The organism is Mycobacterium sp. 852002-53434_SCH5985345 (assembly GCF_001667155.1).
Taxonomy (GTDB): Bacteria; Actinomycetota; Actinomycetes; order Mycobacteriales; family Mycobacteriaceae; genus Mycobacterium.
In genome coordinates this window covers 61051-78526 of the sequence record NZ_LZIE01000039.1, presented here as the reverse complement: position 1 = coordinate 78526, position 17476 = coordinate 61051, and the positions used below count along the sequence as shown (strand labels likewise).

Genomic DNA, 17476 nt, shown 5'->3' with positions numbered 1-17476 from the left:
GCCCGATCGAGAGCCGGCACCGCATCCCTCGCTGGCGCCCTGGGTCACTTGTCCTGATCGAGGCGGGGGGTTTGTTCCCGCGGTGAGCGATTACGCCTCGGCAGCAGCATGAGCATGACCGGGAACCGCAGCCGCGCGTCACGGTGGGAGATTTCGAGGAACACGGTTTCTATCTCGACGTTTCTTATCGGTTGTCGTTCCATCATCAAACGCGTCCGCAGATAGTGCGGGGTCCTCAGCCACTCCACCAAATTCATGCCCGTGACTGTACTCCTCTGACGAAAGCCGTTGCAGCGCAGAATGGTTGAGTGTGCGTGGCCCCGAGTGGCGTATGTCATCGCGCATTCAGCCGGCCGGTAGGCGTAGGGGTTGGTTCCCATTGACTTCGGCTCGCGTCACCGCCGATTGTCAGGAATTCTCCAGGTCTTTAGCAGGACCGCACGGCTAGAATTCATAGCGTGAACGCGCAGGCCGAAGGCTAGCGACAATCGCCTTGGTGGATCCCCATTCACCGGAATCGCGATGAGGAAGTCGGCAGCGATATTTGTGGCCGTTGGGGCACTAATGCTCAGCGGGGCCACCGCTCACGCTGACAAGCCGTCGCCGGGTCCCACGCCGCCGCCCGGCACGCCCAAATGCCTGACGTTCGATGGCCCCCAGCTGAACTGGCTGCCCTGCGGGTGGACCACCGACGGACGGCGATGGACGCCGCCACCGCCTCCGCCGCCCGCACCGTGACCAGTGGCCCACTAATCGGGGGCCCGGCGATTGGCATCCGCAAATCCGATTATTCAGCTTCCCATAAGCTGGATTTTTCCTGCACTTCCTATTCTTCGTATTCCTCCCGCATTGGAGCCGGCCCTGACGGCCTCGTCGCCGGCGTGAGAAAGGAAGTGGATCCATGCCGCTACCTCGTTGGCGTGCGCGACTGGTCGCCCCCGTCATGGCAATCGCGGCCTTGTTCGCGAGCGCTGCGATTGCCGTCGCGGATCCCGCCGACGACGCCTACCTCGCCCAACTGCGCGCCGCGGGATTTAGTTGGCCGCCGGACCACGACGCCGCGCTGACCGGGATGGGGCGCCTCGTCTGTGACGATCTCGGGTGGGGCTGGACCTACGAGCAGATCGCTCAGAATGTGCATGCCGACTTGGATCCGAGGAACGTGACGCTGGGCGACGTCCAGTCCATGGTGAGCATCGCGCATGCGACCTATTGTCCGCTTCAGCGGTGCTGGGCCGCGCACTGCTGAGGGCTTCCCGGGTCGGGGTGTGGCCCGACTCGTTACGAAGGCGCCGGCTGGCAAAAGCGCGAAATCGCTTGCCTGAGAAGTAGGTTCACGCGGTGCGCCGCCGACGCCGTGTTCGCGGAGGGAAACCCGCGGAGCTGAAGTCAGTCGGCCCTGGGCCGTGGTTGGAGACTAGGGGCTGCTGGCCGCTCGCGCGATCGCCCCTTTCGGAGAAGGGCAGGGCGGAATGGCGGCCGTTGGTCGCCGAGATTTAACTCCCTTGAGGTTCGTTCGGGATAACGTCGCCGGTTGCTCGCTGATGAGCGCTAGTTTCCTTAAGGAATTACGCTCGAGTTCTTATTACCATTTCAAACACATAACGTTTGCTGCTGGTGTAGCGTCCCGATCAATTTCATAGGGACGTGGCAGAAAGACCGGGCAATGAAAGCAGCAATCGCGGTCGCGACGGCAGCCGTTTTTGCGTTAGGTCTGCCCGCTGCCGCGCCGGCTCACGCGGAGACGACTGCGACCGTCAAAGCGCAGACCACCAACCGCATGAACGGCCCCAACTTGAAGGCGGGCCAGGAAGGCGTTTACAACGCCGGCCAGGTCCTCACTCTCGTGTGTCACGCCGCGGGCGACCCGGTGAAGGGCTTCTTCAGCTACCAGATTGCTAATGGGGGCTGGGACAGCCTCTGGTACAAGACAACCGACGGCCATTACGTCGCCGATGTCGACGTGGACACGCGCACGCTCGACGCCCTCGGTCCGGACTGCGGCGGGGGCGGGGGAGCGCCCGCTTCCGCTGCCGGCGACGACAAGGCCGCCCATGCTCTGGCGTGGGCTCGCGACCAAATGGCGGCTGACCCCAATAACACGGTCCAATGCGAGGCATTCGTCGAGCAGGCCTACAACCGTGCGTTCAGATATCCGTCGGCGATGGATGCTTTCAACGACTTCAACCGTAAAGGGCAGATCCATACCAACGCCGACAACATTCCGGAAGGGGCGCTCGTTTTTACGAGCAATCCGGGATTCGACCACGGCACCGGGCACGTCATGCTTAGCGAGGGCAACGGTCAGTACCTCACCGCCAACTACTTCACTCCGCCGCACATTCGGGAAATAAGGCCAAGCCCCAACGATCCGCAAAACATCTTTCTCGGCTGGGCGTATGCCCCGTAGGCGCTGAGGCCGAGGCGCACCGGCATTTGGACTCCGCCGGGGACAACACCCGTTCCGGAGACGCCGCGGTCTGTGGTACTCACGACCCCATGAACAATCCTTCGCCGGGCCCTGGCTGGTGGCTGGCCGCCGACGGCAAGTGGTATCCGCAGCAGTGGGAATACACGTGGGATTACCGGGAGGGGGACACCGCCATGGACGAGATGAAGCTGAGGGCCGACGAGCTGGGGCGGCTGGGGTGGGAGATGGTCGGACTCGACGCCGACCACCGCGGAGCCTTCTCTGTCGCATGCTTCTTCAAGCGGCCGATCGCACCGTAAGAACGATGCACTAGGTCGATTTGGGCCCCCACGAGTGAGGCGTTACCGGCACAAGTGGGTAAACAACGCAGTAACGCGCCGGGACGCGTCGGTTGTGCGATCAGGTCACTAGTCGGAAGGCGGCAGCAAATGGTTCGTCAAGAGGGCGGCCGGTGGGACGTCGGCATCAAAGACAACGCGGTTTACCTCCAGCGCGTCTCGGAGGGCGACGAGCAATTATTCGACGACTCGCTGGACTCTGATGAGGCCCGCAAACTTGCGGGGCTCTTGACGAAATTCGCCGACAAGCTCGACGACTCAGACAAGTCCGACGATTCCGACGAGGACAAGGACTCGAAGGACAAGGGCTCGAAGGACAAGGACTCCAAGGACAAGGACTCCAAGGACAAGGACTCGAAGGACAAGGACTCCAAGGACAAGGAGTCGAAGAAGTCGAAGGAGTCGAAAAACTCCGATGACGACGAAGATGAGGATGAAGACGACGATGAAGACGACGATGAAGACGACGATGAAGACGACGATGAGTCCGATGAGTCCGACGACTCCGACAAGTCCTCGGATTAGGTGCCGCTAGACGCTGCGAGCCCATCCCGACCTGGTGGAGAACTGAGGGATGCGCGCCGGGAAAACCGGAGGTCACCGACAGGTCAGGCCTCCCAATTTCCTTAGCTGGACACGCCTTCCGCGCGGCCGTGGGCGTCCTGCGGACCGTGGGAGGATGGCGGTGATGGCCACGGTATCCGCGGGGTTTCCAGTTTCAATGCCGCTGACAGGTCGAGCATGCCCCTGAAGCGTGTCGACGAATTGGAGCCCGGGGACAAGATCCGGATGAAGATCGGGCATGCCACCGTCGTCGCGACTGAGCCGCTTGACGACGGCCGCACCCTGCTCACCTTTGCCTACGGGACCAAAGCCCCCGCTGACAACGATCTCACGGTGGATGTCCTGAATCCTGACGAGTGGGGTTGGTAAGGCGAGGATCCACGGGGACGCCTAGACAATCGGCCAAAATGCTTGTCGCCGATAACTCTGGGTACGACCATTGGGGAAATGGTCACGGACTCAGAGGAGAAACGATGACCTCGGACCGCTTGAAAATGTTCGTCGGTTTATCCGCGGCGTCGCTCCCGATCGCCCTGTCACTTTCCCCGACAGCCTTCGCCGACAACCCGTCCTGGAACGGCCAGTACGCGATCACGTTCATGGTTGGGCCGAAGGCCGGGACCAGCATGGCGGTCGGCGACCCTGAGGGGCAGCACACCGAGACCTACGGTCTCCGCTCGAGCTGCACGAACGGAAAATGCGTCGCCACAATCATCAGTGGCCCTCCGCCCAGCAACCCGACTGTTCCACAGCCGGTTCAGTTCACGTGGGATGGAACGGCCTGGTCGCAGACCAATGATTTTCAGTGGGACTGCATGATGCCCGACACGACGATCCAATGGAGTCCGGCGCGAGCCACCGTGCGCTACACGCCGCAACCCGACGGGTCGCTTGACGGGGTCATGCACACCGACATCTTGAGCGGGCCGTGCCAGGGCACCATCGACATGGACATGAAGGCCGAGCGCGTGTGAAGTTCAAATTCGCCCAAAAGCATTGACGCACAACGTATTTCAAACGGTGAGTCGTGTTTTGCCGGCGATTTCGGCGGGCGCGCTAATGCGGCCGGTTGGCCATGAAGCACTGCACTCGTTTAACGGCGTCGGCCGGCGCGACTCCCATTTCCACTAATCTCGCCTCTACCTGGTTAGAAGGCACTCCACCATCGATATCCGTCGCTATGACATGAATGCTGGGAAACCAATCTTCTGCATTTACCCCCGGCGGCGGGGGCTTCGCATCGCCTCCCACGCATTGAACGTAACCATTGACCCCGGTGTCAGCGTGAGCCGGCGACGCCCCCATCGGCACGGCGATGATTATGCCGACCGCCGCGGCGACATAGATGAAACGCATGCTGCATTATCGCTGCGTTCGCGCGTTCGCGGAAGACCTGAATTGAGACATCAGGCCGTCTAGCGCCGGTTTATCTGGCGCTTGCCGAACCAGGCTCGGTAGGCGAGGTAGCTCATCAACACGGCGAGGCCCCCGTTACTGATCAGGCCCAGCGTCGTGCCGTGGGTGCAGACATTCAGCACGAAGAGGGTCAAGAACAGCACAGCCATCAGTGTGCAGAGGGCCCGGGCGCAGCCGGAGTTCGCGTTCACGCGCGCATTCTGCCTGTCGTGGGCGTGTCTGGGATCAGCTTGTCAATCATCATCCAGCGTCAGCCGCACCATCAGGGCGAGAAGCTCACTGCCCCTGAGAACGTGGTTCAAGGATGGGACCGCAGACGCACGTGCCAGCCGCGAACGCCGCTGGAGGCGATGAGACCATGAGCGGATGACCACCCAAACCTGCATGGGTTGTGGCCTCAAAACCCGCTACTCGTACGGGCGCACCTGCATGGGTTGCGGCCTACAAACCCGTTACTCGTACGGTCGGCGTCCGGATCATGCGCCGCGCGCGGCAGAGGCGCTCGCGGCGCTGACGAGAATTGTGAACCTGAGCGGCCGGCATCCCACGGCCGCGCTGGCGCTGACGGTGCCGAGCGTGATCATCGGGTTGGCCGCGGTCGCCGCGTACCCGTTCGTGTTCGTGCCATCGCTGGTTTTGCTCAGCGTGGCTTTGGTGGCCTCAGCCCGCTACGAGGAAGCCCGCAACCACCCGAAGTAGTGGGTTGGCCGCAGGGTGCAAGCGAAGGCCAGCAGGCGGCCGAGCGGTGACGCGAGCCCCCGAACCTCTCGGGGGCGGCTCACCGCACACGTCAAACCCGGCTGCACCTCGATCTACCTGCCGCCACGGCCAGACCGATACCGCGAAGGGGCGCTACGCGGGCTCAGATAAGCCGTCTCAGAGGACTTCCCGGCTCAAGGGCCAGTGCATTGACCCAACCCAAATGTCCTCATCGCAAGCGCCACATGCAGTTTCGCGGCGGCGACAGTCCCATGAACCCGGCCAGGAAAGAAGCCCGCAACGTCGAGAACCGACTTGGTGCATGAGGTCAGCGCTCGGGAGGACGGCGCCACGTAACACTCGTCGTTGCGTCGGCGTATCACCAACAGGGCATAGCGGGCCGACACCGACGACGCTGGTGTCGAAAGGTGGTCGTCCGCCCTCCCACGTCGGCACGTGATCGACTGGGGCTGACGGCGAACAAATCCTTCGCTGACATCGTGTCTTTGGTATGAAGTTCGCAATGATCGCCGCGCTGGTGTTCGCACCGCTGGCGCCGTCGCCGGGTGACCAGTGCCCGCTGGGCGCACCACCCGCCACAGACGGGCAGGGCAAGCAGATGGTGTGCGTGCATCATCACGAGTTGAACCACACAAACATCTGGGAATACCCACCCGATAACTGAAGAAGTTGTCCGTCCTTGATGATGCACAGCCCATCTGGCTCGTTGTCGCCGGCGACAGAACACACGGCTACTGCTGCCCGAAACGCTGGGCTAATTAATGACGGCCTTAGTGTGTTTGCGAGGCTTGCACTTTCCGGGTCAGAACCGGAGCATGATTGGGCGGTGCGACCGGCCGGTGGGGATTCGTGCGTGCCGGCGCAGCACTGACGACGATTTTCCCGCCGGTGCAGGTGACGAGCTTGCCTCCGACGATGACGCCCTGGCCCTCGTCGATCGGGATGTCGTAGCCGTCAGGGTCGGTGTAGTGGCATCCGCTGCTCGAGCCGGTTGACCCGTTGGGCTCGGCGTAGGCGGTGGCAGGGGCCAATGCGGCTATGGCCAGCGCGCCAAACAGCGTGGCGGCGTAGTGGATGCGAGTCGGTTTGCGGGTGGTGTTCTTCATGATGATCTCCTTTAGGTCGTCGCGGCCCGTCCTTTGGGCTGCATTCATAGACCTGGAGCAACCAGGAACACCGAAAAGGGACACTTTCCCTTGTGCGGGGGTGGATGGCATGCCATAACTGGTCGGCAGGGGGCGCCTGCTCACTATTGACGCCGCCCTCAAGCAGCCGTCACTGATCGCGAAGCTCGCCGAGCGGCCAGGGCATAGCCCTAAAATAGATCCTGACCTGCAAAAACTCTGGTGCGCGATACTGGGATTGAACCAGTGACCTCTTCCGTGTCAGGGAAGCGCTCTCCCGCTGAGCTAATCGCGCCGGGGTCAAAAGCTGGAGGTGGAGACGGGAATCGAACCCGTGTGCACGGCTTTGCAGGCCGTTGCCTCACCACTCGGCCACTCCACCGCTGGATTGATGCCACTTGCACCTTCGAGCGGATGACGGGATTCGAACCCGCGACCCTCACCTTGGCAAGGTGATGCGCTACCAACTGCGCTACATCCGCGCGCCCCGGACGAGATCGTCGCCCGGTGCGAAGCACGACGATAGTCGACGTGAGCGGGCACATACAAATTTCTTGGTACGGACCGCGTCTAGGCTATCGCGGCGTACCGATGACGCGCAGGCGGCCGGTACTGTCGAGGCCAGGCTCGTGCTAATCTTCGACGTCGTTCGCCTCTCGGCGCCGGTCCCGTGGCTCAGTGGGAGAGCGTCCGCTTCACACGCGGAAGGTCGCTGGTTCGATCCCAGCCGGGACCACAAGTAAAGACGCAGGCACAGCGGGCGCGAATGGTGCTCAACCCCGCAGCCGCAAAACCTCGCTGAGCGGTCGACGCGGCGTTGGCTTGGGTGGTTCGGCCGCCGCGGGCGCCACACCCACACGGACCAGGACCTGCGGCCGCCTGCCCTCTTCCAGCAGGTCCGCAATCATCTCGCGCGTGACTTTGAGCTCTGTGACGTGAGTGACCGGGCACGTGGCCAGGTTCGCCACCGTGCATTCCAGTAGCACCGCGGAGAGCGCCTCGCCGGACAACAACGCGCCAAGCTGACTGTCGTCGTCGGTGGACAGCATCAGAATCGTCGACTCGTCGGCGGGGATGTCGGTGCGCCGTTCAAGGTTATGCGTCATCGGGAACGTCCGCCCCACGTCGACGCGCTCCCTTTCGGCCGGCGACACCAGCGCACTGTACGGAATGCCCTCAGCGGCCTCGAAAGGCGCTGTCCACCAACGAAGTTCCTCCTGATAGGCGGTGTCATAGAGGCGCACCGATTCGGCCACCCACGACGCCTGTGCCAGCCTGCCGCGCGCGTCGTCGGCCATCACGTCCAGATGGACGGCATCGTTGTCGATGGCACCCCGCAGCGACGGCTCGAACGCCTCCCAGTTCATCGGCGCGATGAACGGCAATCGGTCGGTCCGGCGGGCCCAGATCGCGGAGGCGCGACGCCGTTCTTCGTCGGTGACGTTCTCCGCCGGGGTGAAGTCGACGGACGCCAGATGGTTCGGATCCTTCGGGTCGGGGAATCGCGAGATCCGGGCTCGCCACCCCGCAGCGGCGAGTGCCACTCGAAGGTGATCGAGCGCGGCGCCACAGCTGATCAGCGCCTCCCGGCCGGACCGGTCGGACACCATCGCCCTGCTTGCATCGAGAAAAAGATCCAGCTGACGGCCGCCGGCCACCCACTGCCAGGGTTGGCTGTTGTGCAGTGACGGCGCGCGGCATGCTGACCGCACCGCGTCCTCGAGGAGTTCGGTGTCCGCCATGGCGGCTGGCATTTCGACCTCAATTCTTGTCCTGGCACCGAGCATTCCACTTCTCAAGCCTATTGTCGGCCGAGTTTCGATATGACGATTGCGAACGGTCCAGATGACCGCGGGGACGCCGCCGTAAAGACGCGGTGGCGCCTCGTCTGGATGGTTGGCCACGCGCTCATGGGAGGAGCCGAGCGGCTATTCGCCAGGGCTTACGGGTGCTCCTGGACAACGCACTCCACAATCCGATTGGCCAAGCGCGGGTCGAACCCCATACGCGACACCTTCTGCGCTTCGGCAGCGGGCGATACACCAGAATTGAGGTCCTGCTCAACAACGCCAATGAGCTGCTGGTTTTGGGAGTCGTGTTCCCACAACGGGACTTCCGTAACGCTTCCCACGCAATTTCCGTAACCGCTCAAGTCGGCGCGAGCCGGTGCGGCCAACAGAGTGGCGATGGCTATGCCGACCGCCGCAGCAACCGAAAAGAAACGCACGGTCACCTGGGTACCCGGGTACAACGCAAAATAATCAGCAAACCTTTGCACGGCCGGCCTCTCGCTCGAAGACGTGTTGCCCTCAGCTATGAACGATGCTGGGATTCAAGAGAACTCCGCAAAGGATGGTGGACGATGATCGGCAATCAAGAGGGCGTCGGCACGCTGAAACTCGAGTGTCCGCAAGGCCATCCCGTGGGCAGGATCCTCAAGGACGCCCCGCACCAGGCTGTTCAGTACGATCCCGGCGCCATGGTGGGGGCGCGCCGGTTCTGGCCGGACGAGGATGACCAGCCGCAATTCAAAACGAGCTGCCGATTCTGCGACAAGCCGGTCGGGGATGCCACGGCCACGCTGCAGGTGAAACTGGCCGAAGTGATCGCCGACGCGTCCGTGACCACCGGGACGGCCACGCTGGCGTATCTCTAAGCGGCCGCCGCCGCTACTGTAAGTGCGACAGTAGCGACCGACGTTGAGGAGTCCCGTGGCCCAGGTTCCCCCGAACTCGCACGATGCCCCCCGCCCGCCCGAGGGGGATTGGCTCGGCACGCCATACCTCACCTTCGAGCGTCAGGGGTCGATCGCGGTGTGCACCATCGACCGTCCCGAAGCGCGTAACGCGCTGACACCCGCGATGTACTTCGGAATCCGTTACGCCGTCGGGCGTCTCAACGAGGATCCCGATCTGGCCGGGCTGCTGATCACCGGGACCGGAGACGTGTTCGCGCCCGGAGGTGACATGGGCGGCGGGGGAGCCGCCGACAACTGGATCACCTTCGGCGGCGCGCTGGGCATGGACGTCACCCCGTTCGACACCGTGCGCACGTCGGCCAAGCCGATCGTCTCGGCGGTCAACGGCCTGTGCCAGGGCGGCGGGTTCCAGATCGCGCTGTGCAGCGACCTGTCGGTGGTCAGCGACCGGGCCACCTTCCGCGTGCCCGAGCTGTTCCGCGGGTACGCCGACACCTACTACAGCCAGATGCTCACCCGGGTCATCGGGCCGGTGCGCACCCGCGACCTGATGTTCACCGGACGGGTGTTGACCGCCGTCGAGGCCCTGGACTGGGGCCTGGTCGCCCGCGTCGTGCCGCACGAAAGCCTGCTCGACGCGGCCAAAGACCTGCTCGCGCAGTGCTGCCGCACCGCGCCGCGCGCCCGCGGCGTCATCAAGTCCAGCATCGACAGCTACCTGGGCCTCTACGACCGCATCGGCATGACCAGCAGCCTGAGCGACGCCGAGGCGCGGGAAGGCTTCCGCGCCTTCAAGGAGCGCCGCTCGCCCGACTGGGTGCACCCGGACCTGCGCGCCGAGGGGCGGCTATAAGTCGATCCACTCCCCGTGGGCAGCGACCCGCAACCGGTCGCCGATCCCGGCCTGATCGAACGCCGCGGCGAACTCGTCGACGCCCTCGCTGAAGTGCGCCCAGCCGTCGACGTGGGCCGGTATCACCACCCGGACGCCCAGGACCTCGGCGGCGGCGGCCGCGCGCGCCGCGGTCAGCGTCAGCGGCCGCCCGCGCTCCTTGGTCGGCACGCTGGCCGCCCCGGCGAACAGCACCGCCACGTCGATGGCGCCCACCCGGTCGGCCACGTCCTTGACCGCCGCCATCGAGGCGTTGTCGCCGCTGAGGTACACAGTGGGCAGCCCGGCCCCGGACAGCACGAAGCCGGTCACCTCGCAGTTGATGTGGCCGCCTTCGTCGCGCTGCCCGTCGGCCGGGCCGTGCACCGCCGGAACAGCTTGCACCGCAAGCGATCCGGAGAGCTCATGCGTCTGCCAGGGCGCAACCCCCACCGCCGGCGGTCCCAACCGGCCGGCACCGCCGGGATGGGTGAGTACCAGCGGCGCGGCCAGGGCCATCCGGCGGCCGTCGTCGTCGAGGTTGTCGGGATGCTGGTCGTGGCTGATCAACACCGCGTCCACCGGGCCGAGCGCCTCGGCGCGCACGGCGGGCCCGGTGAGCTTGGTCAGGTACGCGTGCACCCCGGGCGGGTCGAACGTCGGGTCCATCACGATCCGGCGGCCCGCAATGTCGACGACCGTGGTCGGGCCGCCCAGCACACTGATCGCGCAGGCGCGCCGCTGCGCGTCCACCAAGGCGCTCATATCCCCCGGGCCCGGTCGCGCCAATACGGTTCGCGCAGCTCGGTTTTGAGGATCTTTCCGCTGGCATTGCGGGGCAGCGATTCCACGAAGTCCACGGTTCGCGGGCATTTGTAGCCGGCCAGGTGCTCACGGCAGAATGCGATGACGTCGTCGGGATCGATCTCGCCGGTGGCCACCACGATCGCCTTGACCGATTCCCCCCAGAAGTCGTCGGGCACGCCGATCACCGCGGCGTCGGCGATGGCGGGATGCTCGATGAGCACGCTTTCCACCTCGGGCCCATACACGTTCTCACCGCCGGTGATGATCATGTCCTTGAGCCGGTCTTCGATGTACACATAGCCGTCGGCGTCCAGGCGGCCGATGTCACCGGTGCGCACCCAGTCGTCGTCGGTGATCGTCTCGGCGGTCGCCTCCGGCCGGTTCAGGTAACCGCTCATGTTCTGGTTGCTCCGCACCCAGATCTCGCCCGGCTCCCCGGCCGGCAGCTCGGCACCCGTCTCCGGATCGACCACGCGAATCTCGGTGCCCAGCACCGCCTTTCCGGCCGCCAGCTGCAGGTGCGGGCGGGCGGAATCGCGATGATCGGCGTCACTGAGCGCGGTGACCGCGCCGCACAGTTCCGTCTGCCCGTACACCTGCACGAAACGCGTTTCGGGCCAGGTGGACAGCGCCCGATGCAGCAGGGGCAACGGCATGGGCGCGGCCCCGTACACGATGTAGCGCAGGCCCGCGAACATGGCGTGCGCCGCTTCGCCGGCGTCGAGGAACCGGGCGATCACCGGCGGGACGAAGAACGCGTGGGTCGCGCCGGACCGCACCGCGCCCATCAGGGCGGCGGCGTCGGGCTCGCGGGTCATGATCGTCGGCACGCCGGCCCGAATACCGAAGAGCGCGTAGCCGATTCCGCCCACGTGGAAGAGGGGCATGGCGACGAGATTCGCGTCCCCGTCATCAAACGGGAACGCCGGCGCCAGGTTCGCCGCGTGATTGACCAGCGCGCGCTGGCTCAGCAGCACGCCCTTCGGCCGCCCCGTGGTGCCGGAGCTGTAGATCACCAGCGCGGTCTCGCTCCCGTCGACCTGAGCGTCGCTGTCCGTGGGCGCCGCCGCGTCCAGCAGCGATTCGTACTCGTCGCCCACCACGACGATGCGCTGCACGCCCGGCGCTCGTTGGGCGGCCGCCTCGGCCGCGGCCTGCAGCTCCGCGCCGACGAAAAGCAGCCGCGCGCCGCTGTCCTCGAGCACGTGGACGAGTTCATCGCCGACGATGCGCCAGTTGACGACGGTCGTCACCGCGCCGATCGACGCCGCGGCGAACAGCACCTCGAGGCAGGCGGGGTGGTTCTTGTCCAGAACGGCCACGCACTGCCCGCGCTGCACACCGGCATCGCGCAGCGCGCCGGCCGCGCGCCGGATCCGCGCGGCCCAGTCCGCCCAGGACCACTGCCCTTCGCCGTAGCGGATCGCGATGGCGTCGGGCTGCTGGCGCGCGTGCCGGTCGACGAATCCGGCGAGCGTCTCCGTCGTGTTCGCCGTGGTGTCGGCTGGTGGCATGAACTCCTCCGAGGTCGATTTGCTCCAGTCTGTGATACGCGGTCGCGGCCGCGCACGCCACGGCGGCCCTCATTCCATCGATCGGATCATCATCGCGCCGTCGTCGACGGCCTGAGGAGTCGCGTTGTTGTTCTGTCGGAAGTCGATGAAGGCCGACCGTTGGTTGGATGTGTTCAGCAGCTCGGTGAAGGTGCCGAGGACGGGAATCGGTCCCTCTGCTGCCGGCACATCGGCGGTGTAATCCACCGAAGCCTGTTGCTGAAAGCTGGCGCTCTGGAGCGGTCGCGTATCGGGCGCGGCCAAGTTCCTCAGATTGTCCAGGCCGGACGCGGATGCGTATTGATTCATGTCGTCCTGCAGGACCGCGCCGACATCCGTACTGCCGGCCTGCTTGACCGCCACTCGTAGTTGCGCGCTGCCGTCGGTATTGCTGAGTGCCACCCAATTCGGACCGCGGTGCCCGAGAACCCACCCGGGTGCCGGAGCGACCGAGACGCCGTCGGCAACAGCGATCGGCTCGGCCGATGCGAGCCGCACAGCAGGCGGTTCGGCGGAGGCGATCAGGACGATCGCCGCCGTTATTGCGGTGGCCACGGCCATCGCGGCGGCGACCCGCTTGGGATGTACTGGCCCGAGTATCGACGAACGCATGCGCTGGCTCCTGGTCCGGGGGCAAAAAGGGGATTCGCCCGCTGGTTCTACGATCTCCCCGGAAGGCGCGCGGTGTCCAAGATTGGGCCGCTATTTGCTGATCGCCCTTCCTTATCAAGGAAAGCCGGGAAAAGCGCCGCGCCGGAGTTCCCCCTCGCGCGGGGGCGCGGTGTGCCAACATGACTGCCATGGTGAACCCCGACCGGGCCGGCTCGCGCACCTTCGTCGTGACGGGCGCCGCGTCGGGAATCGGCCTGGCGACCGCGAGGCGCCTACTGGCCGAGGGCGGCACGGTGATCGGCGCCGACCTGGTCGCAGCGCCGGACCTCGGTCCCCGGTTCCAATTCGTCACCGCCGACGTGACCGACGAAGCCGCGATCGCCGAGGTGCTGGCCGCCGTGCCCGGCCGCCTCGACGGCGTCCTGCACGCCGCCGGGGTCGCCGGGGGAGGCCCGGTGCACCTGCTCGACCGGACCGAGTGGGATCGGGTGATCGGGATCAACCTCACCGGCACCTTCCTGGTCGCGAAGGCGGCGTTGGCCCGGATGATCGAGCAACCCCGCGTCGGCGGGGAACGCGGTTCGCTGGTGACCGTCGCGAGCGTCGAGGGATTGGAAGGCACCGCGGGCGGAAGTTCGTACAACGCGGCCAAGGGTGGCGTCGTGCTGCTCACCAAGAACATCGCGCTCGACTACGGGCCGAGCGGCATCAGGGCGAACGCCATCTGCCCGGGCTTCATCGAAACACCAATGGCGCAAAGCGTGTTCGGTCTCCCGGGGATGGAGGGCCCGCTGCAATCCATCACCTCCGAACACGCCCTGCAACGGTTGGGCCAGCCGGAGGAGGTGGCGGCCATGGCGGCATTCCTGCTGTCGCCCGACGCCTCGTTCGTCAGCGGCCAGGCGATCGCCGTCGACGGCGGCTACACCGCCGGTCGCGATCACGGTGTGGTCAAACTCTTCGGCTTTCCCTCCTAGCGCCTTAAGATTCGCGCATGGTCACTCCCGATGAGGCGATCGAGGCGATCCGAGGCACCGGCGGTGCGCAGCCGGGCTGCCGCGCGCTCCACGCCAAAGGCACGCTCTACCGCGGCACGTTCACCGCGACGCCCGACGCCCTCATGCTCACGCGCGCAAAGCATCTCGACGGCTCGACGGTCCCGGCGCTGATCCGCTTCTCCAACGGCGCAGGCAATCCCAAACAGCGCGACAACGTGCCGGGCATCCGCGGGATGGCGGTGAAGTTCACCCTGCCCGACGGCTCCACCACCGACGTGTCGACGCAGACCGCACGCCTGTTCGTTTCCAGCACACCCGACGGGTTCGTCGATCTGCTCAAGGCGATGCGACCCGGCCTGACCACACCCCTGCGCATGGCCAAATACTTCCTCACCCATCCGAAGCTGCTGGGCGCGCTGCCGGTGGTGCGGGACGCCAACAGGATTCCGGCGAGCTACGCCACCGTCGAGTACCACGGCCTGCACGCCTTCCGCTGGGTCGCCGCCGACGGCAGCGCCAGATTCGTTCGCTATCACCTGGTTCCGGCCGCCGCGGAGAACTTCCTATCGGCGTCGGCCGCCCACGGCAACGGGGCGGACTTCCTCACCGACGAGCTGAACACGCGCCTGGAGAGCGGGCCGGTGCGGTTCGGATATCGCGTGCAGATCGCCGGGCCCACCGACTCGACGGTCGATCCGTCGGCGCCCTGGCAGAGCACGCAGATCGCGACCGTCGGCACCATCGAGATCGCCGGGCTGGAGACCGAGCGCGAGCACGGCGGCGACATCGTCGTTTTCGACCCGATGCGTGTCACCGACGGCATCGAGCCCTCCGACGACCCGGTGCTGCACTTCCGGACGCTGGCCTATTCGGCGTCGGTCAAGCTGCGCACCGGCGTCGGTCGCGGGGCCGAAGCGCCGCCCGCCTGACGGGGGAGCGCAACCGGCGGTCGCCCGCCTGCCGAAACCTGCGGCAGGCTAAGGTTTTTCTTCAGTGTCGCCTTCCCACATGATTCTCATTTGCTTGGCCGGGTTCTGCGCCGGCGCCATCAACGCGCTGGTCGGGTCCGGGACGCTGATCACGTTCCCCACGCTGGTCGCCCTCGGCTTCCCGCCGGTGACGGCCACCATGTCGAACGCGATCGGTCTGGTCGCCGGCAGCGTGTCGGGCACCTGGGGCTACCGCGCCGAGCTGCGCGGCCAATGGGATCGGCTGCGCTGGCAGCTTCCGGCGTCGCTGTGCGGCGCGATGCTGGGTGCGTTCCTGCTGCTGCATCTGCCGGAGAAGGTCTTCGCCGAAGTGGTGCCGGTACTGTTGGTCCTGGCGCTGGTCCTGGTGGTCGCCGGGCCGCGGATTCAGGCGTGGACGGGCCGGCGCGCCGAGGCCGCGGGCCGCTCGCCCGAGCACATCACGCCCCGCCGCATGGCCGTCCTGGTGTTCGGGACATTCGCCGTCGGCGTCTATGGCGGTTATTTCACCGCCGCTCAAGGCATCCTGTTGGTCGGCCTGATGGGCGCGCTGCTGCCGGAGTCGGTACAGCGGATGAACGCCGCCAAGAACCTGCTGGCGCTCGTGGTGAATGTCGTTGCCGCGATTGCCTATACGTTGGTCGCCTTCGGCCGCATCAGCTGGCCGGCCGCCGGGCTGATCGCCGCGGGGTCGCTGATCGGCGGGCTGATCGGGGCGCGCTACGGCCGCCGGCTGTCGGGAAACGCGCTGCGCGCGACGATCGTGGTGGTCGGCCTGATCGGGCTGTATCGACTCCTCGCCGTGGCCTGACGGGCGTGGCTGCGCCCCAAGGGGTTCAGCTCAGCGTGGCGGTGGCCACTTCGTCGATGACGTCCATCACCTCGCCCCGCCTGCGCCACGCCCGCAGCTGACGCATCGCCCCGTTGCCCTGCGTGGCGACACGGTCGAGTTCGCCCACCACGCGGTCATATTCGCCGAGCGTCTCCAGCGCCGGCCGCACGCGCTGTACGAGGGCGCCCAACTGCTCGCGCGCGGACACCGCTCCGCGGCCGTGGACAAGGTCGAGCGTGCGTCCGGCGACCCCGTCGTGGGCGGCCTTCCAGTACGCCGCGCGCAGGGCCGCCGGCGGAAGCCGCCCGGGCTGGTCGTCGTCCAGCGCCGTCATCACCGCGGCCCGGACCAGCGTGGCGAGCAACACCGTTTCCGCGACGGTCGCCGGCACGTCGGCCACCCGCACCTCGATCGTCGGGAAGTTCTCCGACGGGCGCACGTCCCAATAGACCATCTTCTCGTCCAGGATCACTTCGCTGTCGATCAGCATCCGCACTGTGCGGTCGTATTCGTCGGGCGACGGGAAGAAGGGCGGCGGCCCGGCCACCGGCCAGCGTCGCCACAGGACACTGCGCCAGCTCGCGTAGCCGCTGTCGGCGCCGCGGTACACCGCCGAATTAGCCGCCAGCGCAAGCAAATTCGGCAGCCACGGCCGCAGCCAGTTGCTGACATGGATGGCGGCCGCGCGGTCGGGAACCTCGACGTGCACATGGCATCCGCAGATCCCTTGCTCGTGCGCGACCATCCCGTACTCCGCGCCGATCCGGCGATAGCGGGGGGTGTCGGTGACGGGAAACTCATGCGGTGTGGCCGGCGGAAGACCGGCGGCGAGCAGCCGAAGCCCCACAGCCTCGGCCGCCTGTGCCGCGGTGCGCCGCAGCCGGGCCAGCTCCTCGCCGAGTTCCGTGCTGGTCGACACGACGCTGGAGGTGGTTTCCACTTGGCAGCTGCTGAGTTCCAGCTGCAGCTCAACACCCCGGCGCTTGGCCTCGGCGGCCACATCGGCGTTTTGCGGAGCCGGTTCGCCGGTTCGCGGGTCGACAAGGAGGAATTCTTCCTCCGCGCCGAAGGTGGGAGGGTCGTTCATCCAGCCGCAGGGGCCCTATCGGTGTCCGTGCCGCGCCGTCACCAACGGGCCGCGGATGCCAGCGCGGAATCGGCGGTCGGGTAGATGGGCAGCAGGGCCGACAGGCCGCACGCGTCGACGATACGGGCGACGATCGGCTCGCGGCTCACCAGGCGCAACTCGACGCCGCGCTCCTTGCAGCGCTTCGCCTCGTCGGCCAGCACCGCGAACGCGCAGCAGGCCATGAAATCCAGCCCCGTGACGTCGACGACCAGGGACCCCGGCGCGATGACGATGCCGGCGACTTCGCTGACCAGCTGGCGCCAGGTGTGCTCGTTGCAGGCGTCGACCTCCCCGCCGGCGTAGATCAGTACCGCCGGGCCGCTGCGATCGGCTGACGCGCGCAGCGTGCTGTTGGGGTCGCCAAGCTCGTAGACCAGCTTCGTGCTCAGCATCAGGTGGGTAGTTGTCATGGGTT

The 17476-nt window shown here is 66.3% G+C and carries 24 protein-coding genes and 4 tRNA genes; 14 read left to right on the top strand and 14 right to left on the bottom strand.

Going from position 1 to position 17476, the window contains the following annotated elements:
- Positions 1 to 44: 44 nt before the first annotated feature.
- The gene (locus A5756_RS08145) at positions 45 to 257 is read right to left on the bottom strand and encodes a hypothetical protein (protein ID WP_066950223.1); all 213 of its coding nucleotides are present in this window, start codon (positions 255 to 257) and stop codon (positions 45 to 47) included.
- 644 nt (positions 258 to 901) lie between these two features.
- On the opposite strand from A5756_RS08145, the gene A5756_RS08140 reads away from it, so the two are divergent.
- From A5756_RS08140 to A5756_RS08115, 6 genes are all read left to right on the top strand, one after another.
- Complete coding sequence (locus A5756_RS08140) at positions 902 to 1249, top strand: DUF732 domain-containing protein (RefSeq protein WP_066950220.1); 348 nt, start codon at positions 902 to 904, stop codon at positions 1247 to 1249.
- 417 nt (positions 1250 to 1666) lie between these two features.
- Positions 1667 to 2410: a hypothetical protein gene (locus A5756_RS08135; protein ID WP_066950217.1), complete on the top strand. Its 744-nt coding sequence runs from the start codon at positions 1667 to 1669 to the stop codon at positions 2408 to 2410.
- Between the two features lie 89 nt (positions 2411 to 2499).
- Positions 2500 to 2730: a hypothetical protein gene (locus A5756_RS08130; protein WP_066950214.1), complete on the top strand. Its 231-nt coding sequence runs from the start codon at positions 2500 to 2502 to the stop codon at positions 2728 to 2730.
- Between the two features lie 129 nt (positions 2731 to 2859).
- A complete protein-coding gene (locus A5756_RS08125) occupies positions 2860 to 3294 on the top strand; it encodes a hypothetical protein (RefSeq protein WP_066950210.1) in 435 nt (144 codons plus the stop codon).
- A gap of 216 nt (positions 3295 to 3510) precedes the next feature.
- Positions 3511 to 3702 (top strand): hypothetical protein, encoded by a 192-nt coding sequence (locus A5756_RS08120; protein ID WP_066950207.1) that lies wholly within the window; start codon positions 3511 to 3513, stop codon positions 3700 to 3702.
- A gap of 104 nt (positions 3703 to 3806) precedes the next feature.
- On the top strand, positions 3807 to 4307 hold the full coding sequence (locus tag A5756_RS08115; RefSeq protein ID WP_082948090.1) for a hypothetical protein: 501 nt from the start codon (positions 3807 to 3809) through the stop codon (positions 4305 to 4307).
- An 82-nt stretch (positions 4308 to 4389) separates the two neighbouring features.
- Here A5756_RS08115 and A5756_RS26690 read toward each other — a convergent pair whose 3' ends face one another.
- Together A5756_RS26690 and A5756_RS08110 are read right to left on the bottom strand one after the other, a co-directional pair.
- Positions 4390 to 4689, bottom strand: a complete 300-nt coding sequence (locus A5756_RS26690; RefSeq protein ID WP_082960002.1) for a hypothetical protein — start codon at positions 4687 to 4689, stop codon at positions 4390 to 4392.
- Positions 4690 to 4748: 59 nt separating this feature from the next.
- A complete protein-coding gene (locus A5756_RS08110; RefSeq protein WP_231989164.1) occupies positions 4749 to 4898 on the bottom strand; it encodes a hypothetical protein in 150 nt (49 codons plus the stop codon).
- A 217-nt stretch (positions 4899 to 5115) separates the two neighbouring features.
- On the opposite strand from A5756_RS08110, the gene A5756_RS25830 reads away from it, so the two are divergent.
- Both A5756_RS25830 and A5756_RS25825 read left to right on the top strand, forming a co-directional pair.
- Complete coding sequence (locus tag A5756_RS25830; protein WP_156659334.1) at positions 5116 to 5448, top strand: hypothetical protein; 333 nt, start codon at positions 5116 to 5118, stop codon at positions 5446 to 5448.
- Between the two features lie 511 nt (positions 5449 to 5959).
- Complete coding sequence (locus A5756_RS25825; protein ID WP_156624693.1) at positions 5960 to 6133, top strand: hypothetical protein; 174 nt, start codon at positions 5960 to 5962, stop codon at positions 6131 to 6133.
- Between the two features lie 106 nt (positions 6134 to 6239).
- On the opposite strand, the gene A5756_RS08105 is transcribed toward A5756_RS25825, so the two are convergent.
- The 4 genes from A5756_RS08105 to A5756_RS08090 all read right to left on the bottom strand — a co-directional run bounded on the left by A5756_RS08105 (position 6240) and on the right by A5756_RS08090 (position 7075).
- A complete protein-coding gene (locus A5756_RS08105; protein ID WP_197505393.1) occupies positions 6240 to 6575 on the bottom strand; it encodes a hypothetical protein in 336 nt (111 codons plus the stop codon).
- A gap of 238 nt (positions 6576 to 6813) precedes the next feature.
- A tRNA-Val gene (locus A5756_RS08100) sits at positions 6814 to 6888 on the bottom strand.
- A gap of 13 nt (positions 6889 to 6901) precedes the next feature.
- Positions 6902 to 6975, bottom strand: a tRNA-Cys gene (locus A5756_RS08095).
- 27 nt (positions 6976 to 7002) lie between these two features.
- A tRNA-Gly gene (locus A5756_RS08090) sits at positions 7003 to 7075 on the bottom strand.
- A 182-nt stretch (positions 7076 to 7257) separates the two neighbouring features.
- Here A5756_RS08090 and A5756_RS08085 point away from each other — a divergent pair.
- Positions 7258 to 7329, top strand: a tRNA-Val gene (locus A5756_RS08085).
- Positions 7330 to 7366: 37 nt separating this feature from the next.
- On the opposite strand, the gene A5756_RS08080 is transcribed toward A5756_RS08085, so the two are convergent.
- Both A5756_RS08080 and A5756_RS08075 read right to left on the bottom strand, forming a co-directional pair.
- Positions 7367 to 8347, bottom strand: coding sequence for an NAD(P)H nitroreductase (locus tag A5756_RS08080; RefSeq protein ID WP_066950197.1), 981 nt, complete (start codon positions 8345 to 8347; stop codon positions 7367 to 7369).
- 188 nt (positions 8348 to 8535) lie between these two features.
- Positions 8536 to 8826: a hypothetical protein gene (locus A5756_RS08075; RefSeq protein ID WP_156659330.1), complete on the bottom strand. Its 291-nt coding sequence runs from the start codon at positions 8824 to 8826 to the stop codon at positions 8536 to 8538.
- Positions 8827 to 8955: 129 nt separating this feature from the next.
- Between A5756_RS08075 and A5756_RS08070 the strand changes: the two genes are divergently transcribed.
- Together A5756_RS08070 and A5756_RS08065 are read left to right on the top strand one after the other, a co-directional pair.
- Positions 8956 to 9249, top strand: coding sequence for a hypothetical protein (locus tag A5756_RS08070; RefSeq protein ID WP_066950191.1), 294 nt, complete (start codon positions 8956 to 8958; stop codon positions 9247 to 9249).
- Positions 9250 to 9304: 55 nt separating this feature from the next.
- Entirely contained in the window at positions 9305 to 10144 is an 840-nt protein-coding gene (locus tag A5756_RS08065; protein ID WP_066950188.1) for an enoyl-CoA hydratase/isomerase family protein, read from the top strand.
- Here A5756_RS08065 and A5756_RS08060 read toward each other — a convergent pair.
- The 3 genes from A5756_RS08060 to A5756_RS08050 all read right to left on the bottom strand — a co-directional run bounded on the left by A5756_RS08060 (position 10139) and on the right by A5756_RS08050 (position 13134).
- Complete coding sequence (locus tag A5756_RS08060) at positions 10139 to 10915, bottom strand: MBL fold metallo-hydrolase (protein WP_066950601.1); 777 nt, start codon at positions 10913 to 10915, stop codon at positions 10139 to 10141. The genes A5756_RS08065 and A5756_RS08060 overlap by 6 nt on opposite strands.
- An 8-nt stretch (positions 10916 to 10923) precedes the next feature.
- Complete coding sequence (locus A5756_RS08055; protein ID WP_066950185.1) at positions 10924 to 12483, bottom strand: long-chain-fatty-acid--CoA ligase; 1560 nt, start codon at positions 12481 to 12483, stop codon at positions 10924 to 10926.
- Between the two features lie 69 nt (positions 12484 to 12552).
- On the bottom strand, positions 12553 to 13134 hold the full coding sequence (locus A5756_RS08050; RefSeq protein WP_369828591.1) for a hypothetical protein: 582 nt from the start codon (positions 13132 to 13134) through the stop codon (positions 12553 to 12555).
- A gap of 179 nt (positions 13135 to 13313) precedes the next feature.
- Here A5756_RS08050 and A5756_RS08045 point away from each other — a divergent pair, with 179 nt between their 5' ends.
- The 3 genes from A5756_RS08045 to A5756_RS08035 all read left to right on the top strand — a co-directional run bounded on the left by A5756_RS08045 (position 13314) and on the right by A5756_RS08035 (position 15911).
- Positions 13314 to 14111 carry an SDR family NAD(P)-dependent oxidoreductase gene (locus A5756_RS08045; RefSeq protein ID WP_197505392.1) on the top strand — a complete coding sequence of 266 codons (798 nt, stop codon included), beginning with the start codon at positions 13314 to 13316 and terminating at the stop codon, positions 14109 to 14111.
- Between the two features lie 17 nt (positions 14112 to 14128).
- The gene (locus A5756_RS08040; protein ID WP_066950180.1) at positions 14129 to 15061 is read left to right on the top strand and encodes a catalase family peroxidase; all 933 of its coding nucleotides are present in this window, start codon (positions 14129 to 14131) and stop codon (positions 15059 to 15061) included.
- 64 nt (positions 15062 to 15125) lie between these two features.
- Positions 15126 to 15911 carry a sulfite exporter TauE/SafE family protein gene (locus A5756_RS08035; protein WP_066950177.1) on the top strand — a complete coding sequence of 262 codons (786 nt, stop codon included), beginning with the start codon at positions 15126 to 15128 and terminating at the stop codon, positions 15909 to 15911.
- A gap of 25 nt (positions 15912 to 15936) precedes the next feature.
- Here the strand turns inward: A5756_RS08035 and A5756_RS08030 are convergent, their stop codons facing one another.
- Complete coding sequence (locus A5756_RS08030; RefSeq protein WP_066950173.1) at positions 15937 to 17019, bottom strand: glutamate--cysteine ligase; 1083 nt, start codon at positions 17017 to 17019, stop codon at positions 15937 to 15939.
- A gap of 38 nt (positions 17020 to 17057) precedes the next feature.
- Positions 17058 to 17453: an anti-sigma factor antagonist gene (locus A5756_RS08025; protein WP_066950170.1), complete on the bottom strand. Its 396-nt coding sequence runs from the start codon at positions 17451 to 17453 to the stop codon at positions 17058 to 17060.
- Positions 17454 to 17476: the final 23 nt, after the last annotated feature.

What these genes read in the sequence shown, in the direction of transcription:
- A5756_RS08130 (WP_066950214.1), top strand. Translation starts at nt 2,500, where the DNA reads ATGAACAATCCTTCGCCGGGCCCTGGCTGGTGGCTGGCCGCCGACGGC.
- A5756_RS08055 (WP_066950185.1), bottom strand. Translation starts at nt 12,483, where the DNA reads ATGCCACCAGCCGACACCACGGCGAACACGACGGAGACGCTCGCCGGA.
- A5756_RS08120 (WP_066950207.1), top strand. Translation starts at nt 3,511, where the DNA reads ATGCCCCTGAAGCGTGTCGACGAATTGGAGCCCGGGGACAAGATCCGG.
- A5756_RS08110 (WP_231989164.1), bottom strand. Translation starts at nt 4,898, where the DNA reads ATGGCTGTGCTGTTCTTGACCCTCTTCGTGCTGAATGTCTGCACCCAC.
- A5756_RS08045 (WP_197505392.1), top strand. Translation starts at nt 13,314, where the DNA reads ATGACTGCCATGGTGAACCCCGACCGGGCCGGCTCGCGCACCTTCGTC.
- A5756_RS08125 (WP_066950210.1), top strand. Translation starts at nt 2,860, where the DNA reads ATGGTTCGTCAAGAGGGCGGCCGGTGGGACGTCGGCATCAAAGACAAC.
- A5756_RS08145 (WP_066950223.1), bottom strand. Translation starts at nt 257, where the DNA reads ATGAATTTGGTGGAGTGGCTGAGGACCCCGCACTATCTGCGGACGCGT.
- A5756_RS08050 (WP_369828591.1), bottom strand. Translation starts at nt 13,134, where the DNA reads ATGCGTTCGTCGATACTCGGGCCAGTACATCCCAAGCGGGTCGCCGCC.
- A5756_RS08080 (WP_066950197.1), bottom strand. Translation starts at nt 8,347, where the DNA reads ATGCCAGCCGCCATGGCGGACACCGAACTCCTCGAGGACGCGGTGCGG.
- A5756_RS25830 (WP_156659334.1), top strand. Translation starts at nt 5,116, where the DNA reads ATGACCACCCAAACCTGCATGGGTTGTGGCCTCAAAACCCGCTACTCG.
- A5756_RS08105 (WP_197505393.1), bottom strand. Translation starts at nt 6,575, where the DNA reads ATGAAGAACACCACCCGCAAACCGACTCGCATCCACTACGCCGCCACG.
- A5756_RS08140 (WP_066950220.1), top strand. Translation starts at nt 902, where the DNA reads ATGCCGCTACCTCGTTGGCGTGCGCGACTGGTCGCCCCCGTCATGGCA.
- A5756_RS26690 (WP_082960002.1), bottom strand. Translation starts at nt 4,689, where the DNA reads ATGCGTTTCATCTATGTCGCCGCGGCGGTCGGCATAATCATCGCCGTG.
- A5756_RS08070 (WP_066950191.1), top strand. Translation starts at nt 8,956, where the DNA reads ATGATCGGCAATCAAGAGGGCGTCGGCACGCTGAAACTCGAGTGTCCG.
- A5756_RS08135 (WP_066950217.1), top strand. Translation starts at nt 1,667, where the DNA reads ATGAAAGCAGCAATCGCGGTCGCGACGGCAGCCGTTTTTGCGTTAGGT.
- A5756_RS08115 (WP_082948090.1), top strand. Translation starts at nt 3,807, where the DNA reads ATGACCTCGGACCGCTTGAAAATGTTCGTCGGTTTATCCGCGGCGTCG.
- A5756_RS08030 (WP_066950173.1), bottom strand. Translation starts at nt 17,019, where the DNA reads ATGAACGACCCTCCCACCTTCGGCGCGGAGGAAGAATTCCTCCTTGTC.
- A5756_RS08040 (WP_066950180.1), top strand. Translation starts at nt 14,129, where the DNA reads ATGGTCACTCCCGATGAGGCGATCGAGGCGATCCGAGGCACCGGCGGT.
- A5756_RS08025 (WP_066950170.1), bottom strand. Translation starts at nt 17,453, where the DNA reads ATGCTGAGCACGAAGCTGGTCTACGAGCTTGGCGACCCCAACAGCACG.
- A5756_RS25825 (WP_156624693.1), top strand. Translation starts at nt 5,960, where the DNA reads ATGAAGTTCGCAATGATCGCCGCGCTGGTGTTCGCACCGCTGGCGCCG.